The organism is Cobetia sp. PDI-23MA, from assembly GCF_059507735.1.
Genome location: NZ_CM183352.1, coordinates 3,030,653 through 3,044,397, shown reverse-complemented (window position 1 = coordinate 3,044,397; position 13,745 = coordinate 3,030,653). Strand labels below are relative to the sequence as shown.

Sequence of the window (13,745 nt, the reverse complement as noted above, 5' to 3'; positions counted from 1 at the left end):
TGGCCTTGCCATTCACTCACTGCCTGTATCAGGGTTCTACGCGAATAAACGTGGGATGGATGCGAACATGCAGAATGAAACGTTACCGTTGTCGTGATCAAGCCATAGCCATTCACTCCGCTACGCGAATCAGTGCATCCAGTCAGCGACATGCCTCGTAAGGACACGGTACCTCCCAATGACATGCCCATGACGGCAGGAATCGAAAAGGAAATCGCCAGTGAATAAACGCAAGTTACTGCTTCTAGGCGCCATCGTCGCTGCCATCGTGGTGTTCTTTGCCAGCGGGGCACAGGACTACTTCACTCTGCAGAGCCTCAAGGCCAGCCAGGCGGAATTCCAGGCGTTGTTCGCGGAATCGCCGTACAAGGTCGCGGGCACCTTCTTCGTCGTCTACGTGGCGATGGCGGCACTCTCGCTGCCCGGGGCAGCACTGCTGACGCTGCTGGGGGGCGCGCTGTTCGGCTTCGGCTGGGGGCTATTGCTGATCTCCTTCGCCAGCACCATCGGTGCGACGCTGGCCTTCCTGATTTCCCGCACTCTGCTGCGCGAGAGCATCGAGAAGCGCTTCCGCCGTCAGCTGGAATCCCTCAATCGTGGCGTCGAGCGTGAGGGTGGTTTCTATCTGTTCACGCTGCGCCTGGTACCGGTCTTCCCGTTCTTCATCGTCAATCTGGTGATGGGCCTGACCCGCATGCGCGTGGTCACCTTCTACGTGGCAAGTCAGCTGGGCATGCTCGCCGGAACCGCCATCTACGTGAATGCCGGGCGTGAACTGGGCCAGCTCGAGTCGCTGTCCGGTATCCTCTCGCCGGGGCTGATCGCCTCCTTCACTGCGCTGGGCCTCTTCCCGCTGATCGCCAAGAAGATCGTCGGCGTACTGCGCAAGCGCAAGCAGCAGGCGGCCTTCGACAAGCCGAGGACCTTCGACTACGACATGGTCGTGATCGGGGCAGGCTCCGCGGGGCTGGTGACCAGCTATATCGCCTCCGCCGTCAATGCACGTGTCGCGCTGATCGAGCGTCACAAGATGGGGGGGGATTGTCTCAACACCGGCTGTGTACCCTCCAAGGCGTTGATCCGTGCCGGACGTGCGGCTCATGAAATTCGCCAGTCCCAGCGTTTCGGGATCACCGCCAGTGAGCCGGAAATCGATTTCGCCAAGGTGATGGGCCATGTGCAGGACGTGGTCGAGAGTGTCGAACCGCATGACAGCATCGAGCGCTACGAGAGCCTGGGCGTGGAAGTCCATAGCGGCAATGCCAGACTCAAGACGCCCTGGGAAGTGGAAGTCGATGGGCGTGTGCTGACCACCCGCAATGTGGTGATCGCCACCGGTGCTCGTCCGCGTGTGCCTGCGATCCCCGGGATCGAGCTGATCACGCCGCTGACCTCTGACAATCTGTGGGATCTCAGGGTGCAGCCCAAGCGCCTGGTCGTGCTGGGTTCCGGCCCGATCGGCATGGAGCTGGGTCAGAGCTTCGCGCGCCTGGGCAGTCACGTCACCATCATCGAGGGTGCGCCACGGGTGATGCCGCGTGAAGATGAGGAAGTCAGCACGCTGATGCACGAGCAGCTGGCTGGTGAGGGCGTCGATCTGCGCATCAATTCCACCGCCACGCGCATCGAGGTGCTCAAGGACAAGGACAGTCAGCCAATGCGCCATCTGGTCGTGAGTTCTCCCGACGGCGAGGAGAGCTGGATCGAGTTCGACGAGCTGCTGGTGGCCATCGGGCGCGAAGCCAACGTCGAAGGCTTCGGTCTGGAAGAGCTGGGCATCGCGGTTTCCGAGCGCGGCACCATCGATGTCTCCGAGTCGCTGCAGACCCTGCAGCCGAACATCTGGGCATGCGGCGATGTGGCTGGCCCCTACCAGTTCACCCATGCGGCGGGTCATCAGGCGTGGCACGCGGCGGTCAACGCCTTGTTCGGTGGCCTGAAGACCTTCAAGGTCGACTACCGTATCATGCCGATGGTCACCTATACCGAGCCGGAAGTGGCACGTGTCGGCCTCAATGAGACCGAAGCCAAGGCCCAGGGTTACGAGTATGAAGTCACGCATTACGAGATGGGCGAGAGCGACCGCGCGCTGGCCGAGCGGGCCACCGAAGGCTTCGTCAAGGTGCTGACCGAGAAGGGGCGTGATCGCATCCTGGGTGTGACGCTGGTCGGTGCCTATGCAGGGGAGTGGTTGGCAGAATTCACCATGGCCATGAAACACGGCATCGGCCTCAACAAGATCCTCTCCACCATCCATCCGTACCCGACACTGTCGGAAGCCAACAAGGCCGCGGCTGGCATGTGGAAGAATGCCCACAAGCCGGAAGGCGTGCTCAAGGTGCTCGATCGTTACTTCACCTGGCGCCGCAACGGCCGTTTCGAGCCGACCAAGACGCTCAAGGCGACGGACACCGCGAGTGCTCCGGCTGCTGAAAAACACTAATCGATGACTGATGCCGCGCACCCGCATGTCCGGGACGCGGCATTTTCCTATCAGGAGATCCCCTCATGGAGACGAATCACAAGCCAGGCCGTCGTCGTGCCCTGGCGTTGATGGGCGGATCCTTGCTGTTGATAGCGGGCGTGAGTGCTTCGCCCTGGTCCACGGCACTGGCGTATGCGGCCGATGCGCAGGCCGGGCGCCCGACCCCTGAGCTCGCTTCGCTCGAGTGGCAGGTGATCGCCGAACGCGCACGTGGTCAACGTATCGACTTTCATGCCTGGGGCGGCAGTGAGGCGACCAACGCCTATCTGCGTGCCCAGGCCGAGACGGCAGCAGCGCGGCATGGTATCGAGGTGCGCCACGTCAAGATCGCCGATACCGCCGAGAGCGTCTCGACCCTGCTGGCCGAGAAGGCAGCCGGGCGCCGTGATGGCAGCATCGATGTGATCTGGATCAACGGCGAGAACTTCCGTGCGCTCAAGCAGGCCGAGCTGGTGTGGGGGCCCTTCGTCGAGCGCCTGCCCAACAGTGACTATCTGCTCGAGGAGATCGGCGCGCGCGATTTCGGGCTCGCCACCGATGGCATGGAGGCGCCCTGGGGGCGTGCGCAGCTGATCTTCATGTACGACACCGCGCTGCTGGAATCGCCGCCGCGCTCGATGCAGGCACTGCTGGAGGTGGCCAGAGAGCATCCCGGGCGCGTGACCTATCCGCAGCCGCCCAGCTTCCACGGCACCACCTTCCTCAAGCAGGCGTTGCTGGAGGTGTTGCCCGCCGAGCAGCGCGAGGTGCTGGCATCTCCCGTGGCGAGTGATGCTCAGTTCGCTGAGGTGACCGCACCGCTGTGGGACTACCTCGATGCGCTGCATCCGCTGATGTGGGCGCAGGGCGAGCGTCAGCCGGCCGGTGCCGAAGAGCAGATGAAACTGCTCGCTCAGCGCAGCGTGTGGATAGCGCTGACCTTCGTGCCTCAGGAAGTGGCCAATGCCCGTCAGGAAGGGCGGCTGCCACCGACCATCGAGCCGTATATCCATGACGGTGGCACCCTCGGCAATGTGCACTATCTTGCGATTCCGGCCAGTGCACCGCACAAGGCCGCTGCACTGGTGTGGATCAATCAGTTGATGTCCGCCGAGGCCCAGGCCGCCAAGGCCGACCCCTCGCGCTGGGGCGATGACACGGTGCTGGATGTCGCCCGCCTGCCGCCGCAAGAACGCGCCGCCTTCGAGGCCTTGCCGCAGCTGCCCGGCAGCATGTCGCCAGAGGCGTTGGGCACACCGCTCAGCGAGCCACACCCGAGCTGGACCGATGCGTTGGAGGCCGAGTGGGCGCGACGCTATCGCAACTGACGCAATGGGTCGCTGATCGCTGGCGTGTCGCCCCCGCCACTGGTCATGCGCCGCTGACGCCCGCCCGCGTGCTGCGCTGGGGCGTCCTGCTGTTGCTGCTCGGCCCGACGGCGCTGGGGCTGGCCGGACTGGTCGCGCCGGCCTTCGGGCTGTGGCCGACACTGGGCTTCGAGGAGGTCTCGGCGGTCGCCTGGCAACGCTGGTGGGCCTTGCCCGGACTGGCGGAGGGCTTTCGTCTGACGCTGGTCAGTGGCCTCGGCGGTACGCTGCTGGCGGTGCTTTTGACCATGGGGTGGGTCTCGGCGGCCGCCGGGACTCGCTTCGGTGAGCGCATGGAGCGTCTGCTGGCCCCGATACTGGCGATGCCGCATCTGGCGCTGGCACTGGGGCTGCTGTGGCTGGCGGCGCCCAGCGGCGTGCTGATGCGCCTGCTGCTGGCACCTTTCGAGGTGCTGGTGCCGCCGCAGTATCCGCTGCCGGATGCCCATGGCATCTCGCTGGCGGTCGGTCTGGCGCTCAAGGAGGCGCCATTCTTGATGCTGATGGCGCAGACGGCGCTGTCACGCCTGCCGGTCACGGCGCAACTGCAGGCAGGCCAGGCGCTCGGCTACAGCATCCCTCAACTGCGCTGGCGTATTCTGATGCCCCAGGTGATGCGCGCGATCGCCTTGCCCATCGGTGCGGTACTGGCCTACTCGCTGGCGGTGGTGGATGTGGCCCAGGTGTTGGGGCCGACGCGCACGCCGACGCTGGCAGTCCGCCTGATCGAACTGTGGCGTGACAGTGACCCGACGGCGCGTCTGCCGGCGAGTGTCGGCGCCCTGATGCTGGCCCTGCTGGTGATCGGGATGATGGCGCTGGGCGCGGCGCTGGGACGTACTCTGCTCACCTGGCACCGCGACTGGGTATTGAGCCATCATCCGGCGCGCGCAAGCCGCCTGGCATTGGTGAGTGAAGTCATGTTCGGGCGTGTCGCGCGCGGAGTGCTGGGCGTGGTCACGCTGATCTCACTGCTCGCCTTCGTGGTGATCGGTGTGCAATCGGTGGCCAGGAGCTGGTTCTTCCCTGCGCTGTTGCCGTCTCGTTGGGGCTGGGAGAGCTGGCACCAGGCCCTCGCTGGCCTGGGGGATGCCTTCAGCAACAGCCTGTGGCTGGCACTGCTGGTGGCGACGCTGGCCGTCATCCTCAGTGTGGCGGTGTTCGAGCGTGAGCGGGAAAGTGGCCGCCTGCGCGGCTTCGTGGTCTGCCTCTATCTGCCATTGCTGCTGCCGCAGGCCAGCTTCCTGTTCGGCTTTCAGGTCGGCTGGTTGAGCCTGGGGGCCAGCCCCGGTTGGGCGGGAGTGGTGATCGGCCATCTGCTGTTCGCCTTGCCTTACGCCTGGCTGACGCTGGCCGGACCCTGGGCGCGCTTCGATACCCGACTCGAGCAGGCAGCACGCCTGCTGGGGCGTTCCCGGCTCGAGGTGCTGATCGGTATCCGCCTGCGCCTGATGCTCAGGCCGCTGGCCATCAGCTGGGCAGTGGCCTTCGCGGTCAGCATCGCGCAATACGTGCCGACGGTGGTGCTGGGCGGCGGGCGTGTCCCGACCCTGACCACCGAAACCCTGGCGCTGGCGACGGGGGCCGACCCACGTCTGACCGCGGTGGCCGCCTGCCTGCAGGCTTGTCTGCCGCTGGTGGTCTACCTGCTGGCGCGTGCGGTACCTGCCGGGCGCTCGGTCTCGCCGACGCGCGGCTGAGCGCCTGTCAGGCGCTGGAATGACGATGATCTCAACGACTTCATGGGAGTAGATGCAACATGCTGGACAAGTGGACCTCACGCTGGGTACAGCCGCCTCTGAAACGTCTTGCGAAAAGTGCGGCGGCGCGCGGTCTGCATCCGGATCAGCTGACCCTCGCAGGCTTCGCCATCGGCATGCTGGCGTTGCCGTTGCTGGCTTATGGGCATTTCGGTCTCGCGCTGGCCGCGATCCTGATCAATCGGGTGGTGGACGGGCTGGATGGCGCGCTGGCGCGGCACGCCGGCCTGAGCTCCGATGCCGGTGGCTTTCTGGATATCTGTCTCGATTTCCTGTTCTACGCCGCTGTGGTGGTGGGTTTCGCCCTGGCAGACCCTGCCGCCAATGCGATGGCGGCGGTGGCGCTGCTGTTCGCCTTCGTCGGCACGGGCTCGAGCTTTCTGGCCTTCGCCATCATGGCGGCCAAGCATCAGCTGGAGCGACCCAATTTCACGCGCAAGGCCTTCTATTATCTGGATGGCCTGACCGAAGGCACCGAGACCATTGCCTTCTTCGTGTTGGCTTGCCTGATGCCACAGCATTTCGCATGGTTGGCGTGGATCTTCGCCGCGGCATGCATCCTGACCACGCTGACGCGCGTATGGGGAGGGTATGTCACCTTGCGAGCGCAGGGCCAGAACGAGCATCACGGCATCGCCCCAGATTGATGCGCTGCGAACCTGGCCGTTTCGGTGACATGGCGTTTCACCTTCCTCACTTGCCTTGCTCAGGCACATCGGAGTTCTGCCAATGAAGATTGCTTCCCGTCAGTTGCCGTCATTCCTGCCCCTGTTCGCGGCAGTCGCCTCCAGCGGTCTACTGACGGCGCTACTGCCCTCTGTGGCCCACTCGGCTGACAAGTCCTTCTCGCCTGCGCAGATCCTTGCCTGGGGCGAGAAGACCTTCGAAGGCCAGACGGCCTATCGCGTGGTGGAGCGCGACGGCAGGCCTGCGCTCGAGGCGCGCGCCCGGGGTCAGGCATCCGCGCGCTATCTGGAGCAGGATATCTCGCTGGAAGAGACCCCCTATCTGAAATGGTGCTGGCAGGTGGATGGCATCTACCCAAGTGTGAACGAGAAGACCAAGGGCGGCGATGACTATCCGGCACGCCTCTATGTGGTCAACAAGACCGGCATCCTGCCGTGGCAGGTCGAGGCCATCAATTACGTCTGGTCCAGCAATGAAGCGCGAGGTAGCCATTGGGACAACGCCTTCACGGATCGTGCCGTGCTGCTGGCGGTTGAATCCGGTGACGAGAAGGTAGGACAGTGGGTGGCGGAGGTGCGCGACCTGCGTGCTGATTACGCGTCACTGTTTGACAGCAAGCCGAGCGAGATTGCCGGTCTTGCGCTGATGGCTGACGGCGACAATGCCGGCGGTGATGCCACGGCGTTGTTTCGTGGCCTGAGCCTTTCCAGCGATGCCACACCGCCCAGCTGCGGCGCCTGATCCGGGAGCCTGAGGAAAGAGCTGGGCCTGAAGCGCTGGAAAGAGTGGGCTTGAAAGGGTGGGCTGAGCCACTCCGACAAGCCTGCCAAGTCAGCCAGCCAGACACGAAAAAGCCCCGCGACTGATGACTCAGTCGCGGGGCTTTCGGTTCCGGCCTCCCACACTGTGGGAGGCGCTCATCCGGGGCGAGGCCTCAGATGAGGGAAGAGGCGGAGCTTAGTGCTCCACGCCGCCTTCGCCGTGAACGTGGCCGTGTTCCAGCTCTTCGGCAGAAGCTTCACGCACGTTGGTGATCTGCACGTCGAAGTTCAGGGTTTCACCGGCTAGCGGGTGGTTGCCATCGACAGTGACAGTGTCGCCTTCGACCTTGGTGACGGTAACCATCAGCGGGCCGCCCTGGGTCTGCGCCTGGAACTGCATGCCAGCTTCGATGTCTTCGACACCCTGGAAGGCTTCACGCGGCACTTCCTGGACCAGGGCTTCCTGGACTTCGCCGTAACCTTCTTCCGGAGAGACGGCAACTTTCAGCTCGTCGCCGGAAGTCTTGCCATCGAGTTCCTTCTCGAGGCCCGGGACGATGTTGCCAGCGCCGTGGATGTAGGCCAGCGGCTCGCGGCCTTCGGAGCTATCCAGCACTTCCCCTTCGTTGTTGGTCAGGGTGTAGTGGAAGGATACGACGGCATTCTGGGCGATTTGCATGATGAGAGCCTTTCGATAGGTATATGAACGTCAATGGTAACGTGCCCCTGAGGTGACTGTCAGGGGGGAAATAGGAAAAAAGCCGCGTATCACGTGGCTCTTGGCCCGCTGATGACATTGCCAGAGAGGCAATCCAGCGCACGTTACCTTGTCTTGAAAGTATAGGTGACGCTCGCAGGCGTGCATTTCAACCCTGAGGCAGGTTTTTTCTCACCCCCGACGCCATCGGTGAACAAAGGAGCAAAACGGTTGGATCATCAGGTGTCTGGCGGGGTTACCCTGTCAGCGCACAGCGGGCTTGCTGCTGGCGGCCATGCAAGGTTGTGGCGATGGCTTGCGAGGGCCACGGGGTCTGGTTACTCTGCCTACTCGGATATTGCGGATTCTGACGCGCGGCCCGAGGTGGCCTCGCTCTGCACACTCTGTCCCGTCGCCTGACGGGAAATGACAACTCAGGCGCCATGCGACCCTATTTTTCAGGAGAGAATTTCGATGACCGTGACATTGATCTGGCTGGTGAGCTTCGCTGCGATCTTCATGTTGTGCTTGAACCGCTGGGAAGGCTCGCTGGGTGCCACCGTCAAGCGTGTCCTGCCGGAGGCTCTGAGCATCGATAGCGGTGACCGCTACGTCTGGGGCGTGGCCCTGGGTATCCTGGGGGCGACCTTCATCGTCAATCCCGTTTCCATGCTGATGGCATTGATCGTGCTGGCGCTGATCGTTCTGATCGGCGGCAAGCTGATCTGCTGGGGCATGAGCAAGGTCAAGATGCACTGATTCAACCAGCAGCAACCTTCTGGGAAGCATGACGTTTCCCGCAGACAGAAAGGCCGGGCTATCTGCCCGGCCTTTCTGTTTCTGCTCATCTGTTTCTGCCCATCAGGCTTTTCTCATCGGACTCTTCTCATCGGGCTCTGCTCAGCCATCGCTGCCTGTCAGTGCCGATTGCAGCTCAGCGCTGACTCACAGCCAGGTCGAGAGCGTCAGCGAGCCGAATTGATCGCTTTCCTGCTGCGTCTCGAATTCGTGAGTGCGCCACACGTTGACGAACGCCAGCTGCCAGCGTTGCCAGCTGAGCGCGAAGCCCAGCTGCAGATCGCCGACCAGTGGGCGACGGTCCACCGAGGCACTGTCCTCGAAGCCATTGCCATCCAGCAGCATGTTGTAGGCCATCGCGCGGCCCTCGATATTGGCGAACAGGTACCAGGCGAAGTCGCCGTCGGAATGGAAGTACTGACGGCCGCCCTGGGCTGGCGCGACTGTCGGTATCCCGTAGCTGCGGGTCAGCCCCTGGCCGATGCGTACTCCGCCTCCGACGCCCGCATAGGTGTAGAGATTGCCCAGCGCCACGGAGGCGGATGGCCCGTATTCCACCTCCAGCCCTGCGGCCCTGGCGGGCAGCCATAGCTGCGTCTGCCAGCCGGTATTGATCACCGGCTCGTTGTGCAGCTGGTGATCCCAGCCTTCCGGCTCATCGCTACTGGTCAGCTTGTGTACCGCCTTCTGGGCATCCTTGGCGCCCGAGGCCGGGCCGACGATACCGAGATCCAGATTGAAGGTATCCACCCGTCGCCAGTCATCTCCTTCTTCACCGGCGAACAGCGAGACGCCACCGAACAGGTAGCCTGCGTAGGGGCGGTCATCCTGATCTGGTTGCTCTCGCGTGATGTCATTGGGGGTATAGATCTGCTGCCCGAAGCGGTAGGCCGTGGCGTCCAGTCGCGCAGCGCTGAAGCCGGGCACCCAGTCCGCGAATGAGCGTGACCAGTGCTGCTCTGGTGTCTCGAAGGTGTAGCTCAACGCAAAGCCGTTGGTGTAATGGCCATCATCGCCGGAGGTGAGAATGTCGTTCTCGACCTTCAATGACAGCACGCCACCCTCGTCCTCGGCTGCCTCCACCATGGGGGCCAATGCCACCGCACCCAGCATGATCAATGCCATGCCCAGGCGCCGGGTCGAGAAGGCCGGCGCCATCTGCGGGGCATGGCTGAGGGCGGTGGCACCGCCGGGACTGTCATTGACTGCGCTGGGGCAAGCGCGGGGGGAGCTTCTTGAAGATGACGTGCTACAAGACAGCTTGCGGGTGCCTGGGTGAGAACCTGCTGGACGGGCAGTGACGGGACGCATCGCAACTCCTGGAACGAAAAGTTGTACACAGAGTCAAGTTAGGCTGCATATGTATAACTTTGCACAAAAAATCACGATTTCATAGCCTGTTAATCAATAGGCGATCTGCAGATTGTTCGCTGAGACGAGCCGTTCATGCGTGTAACCGGAGGAGGGAATACGAAGCGATGGGACAAGGAGAAATAAACGGGGGCAGCAAGCAGGAGGAGATGAGGCGGATGTAAATACGGGAGCGCAAGATATGTGAAAGGTGCGAGAGATGCGGGAATGCGCTCGCTTGGCGAGTCGAGGGTAAAGTGTGGCAGTGCTGCCCACGCAGAGCTTGCGGCAGGAATCGATAAAGGGCGCAGAAACAAAGCGGCTGGCGCCCCGACAGGGGAGCGCCAGCCGTCGGAGACTCAATAAGGCGCGACGCTCAGGTTGGCGCCGTAGCCGACCAGGCGGACACGTTGGCCAACCGAGAAGGCGGTGTCGGCTTTCTGGACGACGATGAGGCTGTCGCCGGCATCGCGGCGGACTTCAATCTCGTATGCGTCGATCTGGTCGACGTTGTCGGCGATCGACTTGCCGGCCACGCTGCCGCCGATGGCGCCCGCGGCAGTGGCGATGGCACGGCCGGAGCCGCCGCCGATCTGGCTGCCGAGCAGGCCGCCGACGACCGCACCCCCCAGGCCACCGAGCACGCCGCTGCCTTCATCCTGTGCCTGGATCTGCACCGGTCGCAGTGAGGTGATGGTGCCGTAGCTGACGGACTGTGCGCGCTTGGCCTGATCGCCGGTATAGACGTTGCCGGAATAGATGTCGCTGTTCGCGCAGCCGCCAAGCGTCAGCACGCCGAGTGCGATCACGGGCAGCCAGCGGAGTGCGCCAGTCGATCGTTTGTGAGTCAGTGAGAGTGTCATGGTGTATCTCCTCGCATGATGCGGTGCAGCTTGAGGTTGTGATGGAGAATGCTGAGTGCTGAGAGAGCAAGGCTCAGGTAGGCGATCACTTCCTTGGGCCGCCAGCAGATTCTAGTCACGCCGAGCGTGCGAGAACACTGTTTCTTAACATTATAGACCACGTGGATCTGGACGGGTTCCCGGTCTGACACGCTGAGATGATGCAAATCTGGTTCTTGCCTGTCGCATGAATGCTACCACCCGCCGTTCTGCCTTCGGCGTATCGCCTCCGGTCGAGGGGCTTCACGTCGTATGCACGCGAAAAAGCCCGCGTGAGCGGGCTTCAGTCAGTCGTGGGCCAGGCACCTCGTGCAATCCCGGCATGATGTCGAGGTGCCTTCCCGTCATCTCGAGACACCTGTGCCTCGAGCTTGCTGTCGTGATGGCGCCGCTGGCAGCGCCTGGAACGGGTCCTCTTAGAACTGGTCTTCTTCCGTGGAACCCGTCAGCGCGGTGACGGAGGAGTTGCCGCCCTGAATGACGTTGGTCATGTCATCGAAGTAGCCGGTACCGACTTCCTGCTGGTGCGCCACGAAGGTATAGCCCTTCTCGGCTGCCGCGAATTCGGCTTCCTGCACCTTCTCGACGTAGTGCTTCATGCCTTCGCCCTGCGCATAGTCGTAGGCAAGATCGAACATGTTGAACCACATGTTGTGGATACCGGCCAGAGTGATGAACTGGTACTTGTAGCCCATGTCCGACAGTTCCTGCTGGAACTTGGCGATGGTGGCATCGTCGAGGTTCTTCTTCCAGTTGAAGGAAGGCGAGCAGTTGTAGGCCAGCAGCTGGTCCGGGTATTCCTTCTTGATCGCTTCGGCGAAGCGGCGCGCCTCCTCGAGGTCCGGCTTGGCGGTTTCGCACCAGATCAGGTCGGAGTAGGGCGCGTAGGCCAGACCGCGGGCAATGGCTTGATCCAGACCTGCCTTGACGCGATAGAAGCCTTCGTCGGAGCGCTCACCGGTCAGGAACGGCTTGTCGTAGTCATCGACATCTGAGGTGATCAGGTCAGCGGCGTTGGCATCGGTACGTGCGATGACCAGGGTCGGCACACCTGCCACGTCAGCGGCCAGACGGGCGGCCACCAGCTTCTGCACCGCTTCCTGAGTCGGCACCAGTACCTTGCCACCCATGTGACCACACTTCTTGACAGAGGCCAGCTGGTCCTCGAAGTGCACGCCGGAGGCACCCGCACGGATCATGGCGGTCATCAACTCGTAACCGTTGAGCACGCCACCGAAACCGGCCTCGGCATCCGCCACGATAGGCGCGAAGTAATCGACGAAGCCGGCATCGCCGGGGTTGGCCCCTTTTTGCCACTGGATCTGGTCGGCGCGACGGAAGGTGTTGTTGATGCGCTTGACCACGGTCGGCACGGAATCCACCGGATAGAGCGACTGATCTGGGTACATGGCTTCGCTGGTGTTGTTGTCGGCAGCCACCTGCCAGCCGGACAGATAGATGGCTTCGATACCGGCCTTCACCTGTTGCATGGCCTGGCCACCGGTCAGGGCGCCCAGACAGTTGACATAGCCCTTCTTGGCATCACCATTGACCAGTTTCCAGAGCTTCTCGGCACCGCGGGTCGCCAAGGTGTTGGCTTCCTGGACGGAACCGCGCAGGCGCACCACATCCTCGGCGGAATAGGGGCGAGTGATCCCTTTCCAGCGCGGATTCTCGGCCCAGTCCTTTTCGAGCGCGGCAATCTGATCGGCACGTGTGTGACTCATGGTGGCATCTCCTGATGGCTTCGTCGTCGGGGCGCAGCCCCTGGCGTGTTGTCTGTGTCTTGTGTCTGTTCGCTTGTCTATCGTCTGGCGGTTGACGCGAGAGCGACGCGTGAAATGGGAGTGCCGGCGCTCTGCGTCTTGAGGTTGCTGCATGACAGTTTGTTGTTGTTATTGATCTTTCAGGCGTCACCAGTGGAGTCACTCCGTGCGACAGAAGACGTCGTCGGTGGCGTTGTCGAGCTCCACTGGCTCAGCAAGTCTGAAGCGAGCCTTGATCACGCCAAGGCAGGCAGTTTCCAGGCCGGGTGCCGCTGTCAGCGTGATGCTGTCCAACCAGGGCATCAGGAAGTACAAGCTGGCTTCCAGCGTGGGTAACGTGCAGTGGCTGAGGGTGAGGGCGATGCGCGGTGGCCTGCCGTTTGGCGCGCGCAGCCGTGAGACCAATTCTCCCCAGCACAGTGCTTCGCGTACGCTGCTGACCTGGGCAATGGCCAGTACCGAATGACGTTCACCGCGATGCCGCGCGGCGGCCAGGGTCCAGAGGGCCCGGGGGAGCGGGCGGTTGCCCAGCTGCATCCCCGTCACGTCATCGGTGAGTCCGGCAAGTGCCAACTGGTCAGGTGCGTCCTGCGTCTCGCCAGCGGTTGCCGGCTGCGCGCTGCACTTCAACTGCCAGGCGCTGCCCTCTGAGCGCAGTTGCCACTGCTCGCCGGGGAGTTGCCAGCGCTGGTCGCGACTCAGATGGCAGATCGTCTGCGCCTGTGCCGCCACCGACTCCGCTGTCTGCGGTGGCAGCAGGTCCTTGAGGGGGCGCGCCAGCTTGAGAATCCGCGTTCGGATCTCGGCGTTGTGCCATTGCTCGGCCAGAGCGGCATCCTCAGGCTGCCCGAGTACCTGGTCACCTCTACCGCCCACCAGGGTGATCTGCGTTCGTGAGTCTGAGGTGAGCATGGGCGAATCTCCTGAAGGCGGTGCCGAGTCGGGCAGCGCGTCATGTTGCAGTGCAGCGTAAATGACCTGATCTCTAGCATCGCTCCCAAATTGAGTGCTGTCTTTCATTCCTTGGTCGCATTAAAACGATCGTTTTATATCAGATTCAACGTTGCGTGATTCCTGTTGGCAAACAGTCGTTTTAATATTTCTTAGTGACGTCATGATGTCAGTCATCATGGGCCTTGGGGAATGATGACTTGGTCAAGGAGCGGGTTGTAGCCAGACTACAAGAACATTCA

General features: G+C 62.8%; 11 protein-coding genes. 6 read left to right on the top strand and 5 right to left on the bottom strand.

Going from position 1 to position 13,745, the window contains the following annotated elements:
• Positions 1 to 220 precede the first annotated feature (220 nt).
• The 5 genes from AC5WNJ_RS12910 (at position 221) to AC5WNJ_RS12890 (ending at position 7,019) form a co-directional block, all read left to right on the top strand.
• Positions 221 to 2,443, top strand: a complete 2,223-nt coding sequence (locus tag AC5WNJ_RS12910) for a dihydrolipoyl dehydrogenase family protein (protein ID WP_495929880.1) — start codon at positions 221 to 223, stop codon at positions 2,441 to 2,443.
• Between the two features lie 65 nt (positions 2,444 to 2,508).
• Positions 2,509 to 3,792 (top strand): ABC transporter substrate-binding protein, encoded by a 1,284-nt coding sequence (locus AC5WNJ_RS12905; RefSeq protein ID WP_495929879.1) that lies wholly within the window; start codon positions 2,509 to 2,511, stop codon positions 3,790 to 3,792.
• Complete coding sequence (locus tag AC5WNJ_RS12900; protein ID WP_495929878.1) at positions 3,768 to 5,531, top strand: ABC transporter permease; 1,764 nt, start codon at positions 3,768 to 3,770, stop codon at positions 5,529 to 5,531. The genes AC5WNJ_RS12905 and AC5WNJ_RS12900 overlap by 25 nt, the downstream gene beginning before the upstream one ends.
• Positions 5,532 to 5,590: 59 nt before the next feature.
• Positions 5,591 to 6,238, top strand: a complete 648-nt coding sequence (locus AC5WNJ_RS12895) for a CDP-alcohol phosphatidyltransferase family protein (protein ID WP_495929877.1) — start codon at positions 5,591 to 5,593, stop codon at positions 6,236 to 6,238.
• A gap of 82 nt (positions 6,239 to 6,320) precedes the next feature.
• A complete protein-coding gene (locus AC5WNJ_RS12890; protein WP_495929876.1) occupies positions 6,321 to 7,019 on the top strand; it encodes a DUF3047 domain-containing protein in 699 nt (232 codons plus the stop codon).
• A 216-nt stretch (positions 7,020 to 7,235) separates the two neighbouring features.
• Here AC5WNJ_RS12890 and AC5WNJ_RS12885 read toward each other — a convergent pair whose 3' ends face one another.
• A complete protein-coding gene (locus AC5WNJ_RS12885; RefSeq protein ID WP_043333860.1) occupies positions 7,236 to 7,718 on the bottom strand; it encodes an FKBP-type peptidyl-prolyl cis-trans isomerase in 483 nt (160 codons plus the stop codon).
• 492 nt (positions 7,719 to 8,210) lie between these two features.
• Here AC5WNJ_RS12885 and AC5WNJ_RS12880 point away from each other — a divergent pair, with 492 nt between their 5' ends.
• Entirely contained in the window at positions 8,211 to 8,495 is a 285-nt protein-coding gene (locus tag AC5WNJ_RS12880; protein WP_043333859.1) for a hypothetical protein, read from the top strand.
• A gap of 186 nt (positions 8,496 to 8,681) precedes the next feature.
• Here AC5WNJ_RS12880 and AC5WNJ_RS12875 read toward each other — a convergent pair whose 3' ends face one another.
• From AC5WNJ_RS12875 to AC5WNJ_RS12860, 4 genes are all read right to left on the bottom strand, one after another.
• Positions 8,682 to 9,659, bottom strand: a complete 978-nt coding sequence (locus AC5WNJ_RS12875) for a lipid A deacylase LpxR family protein (protein WP_495929875.1) — start codon at positions 9,657 to 9,659, stop codon at positions 8,682 to 8,684.
• A gap of 584 nt (positions 9,660 to 10,243) precedes the next feature.
• Positions 10,244 to 10,747 carry an outer membrane lipoprotein gene (locus AC5WNJ_RS12870; RefSeq protein ID WP_495929874.1) on the bottom strand — a complete coding sequence of 168 codons (504 nt, stop codon included), beginning with the start codon at positions 10,745 to 10,747 and terminating at the stop codon, positions 10,244 to 10,246.
• 455 nt (positions 10,748 to 11,202) lie between these two features.
• The gene (gene aceA, locus AC5WNJ_RS12865) at positions 11,203 to 12,513 is read right to left on the bottom strand and encodes an isocitrate lyase (RefSeq protein WP_253061421.1); all 1,311 of its coding nucleotides are present in this window, start codon (positions 12,511 to 12,513) and stop codon (positions 11,203 to 11,205) included.
• Between the two features lie 198 nt (positions 12,514 to 12,711).
• Positions 12,712 to 13,464 carry a hypothetical protein gene (locus AC5WNJ_RS12860; protein WP_495929873.1) on the bottom strand — a complete coding sequence of 251 codons (753 nt, stop codon included), beginning with the start codon at positions 13,462 to 13,464 and terminating at the stop codon, positions 12,712 to 12,714.
• Between the last annotated feature and the right edge of the window lie 281 nt (positions 13,465 to 13,745).

Bases quoted from the DNA above. Each gene is read 5' to 3' on its own strand.
- AC5WNJ_RS12870 (WP_495929874.1), bottom strand. From the start codon at position 10,747: ATGACACTCTCACTGACTCACAAACGATCGACTGGCGCACTCCGCTGG.
- AC5WNJ_RS12875 (WP_495929875.1), bottom strand. From the start codon at position 9,659: ATGGCATTGATCATGCTGGGTGCGGTGGCATTGGCCCCCATGGTGGAG.
- AC5WNJ_RS12895 (WP_495929877.1), top strand. From the start codon at position 5,591: ATGCTGGACAAGTGGACCTCACGCTGGGTACAGCCGCCTCTGAAACGT.
- AC5WNJ_RS12860 (WP_495929873.1), bottom strand. From the start codon at position 13,464: ATGCTCACCTCAGACTCACGAACGCAGATCACCCTGGTGGGCGGTAGA.
- aceA (WP_253061421.1), bottom strand. From the start codon at position 12,513: ATGAGTCACACACGTGCCGATCAGATTGCCGCGCTCGAAAAGGACTGG.
- AC5WNJ_RS12885 (WP_043333860.1), bottom strand. From the start codon at position 7,718: ATGCAAATCGCCCAGAATGCCGTCGTATCCTTCCACTACACCCTGACC.
- AC5WNJ_RS12905 (WP_495929879.1), top strand. From the start codon at position 2,509: ATGGAGACGAATCACAAGCCAGGCCGTCGTCGTGCCCTGGCGTTGATG.
- AC5WNJ_RS12880 (WP_043333859.1), top strand. From the start codon at position 8,211: ATGACCGTGACATTGATCTGGCTGGTGAGCTTCGCTGCGATCTTCATG.
- AC5WNJ_RS12890 (WP_495929876.1), top strand. From the start codon at position 6,321: ATGAAGATTGCTTCCCGTCAGTTGCCGTCATTCCTGCCCCTGTTCGCG.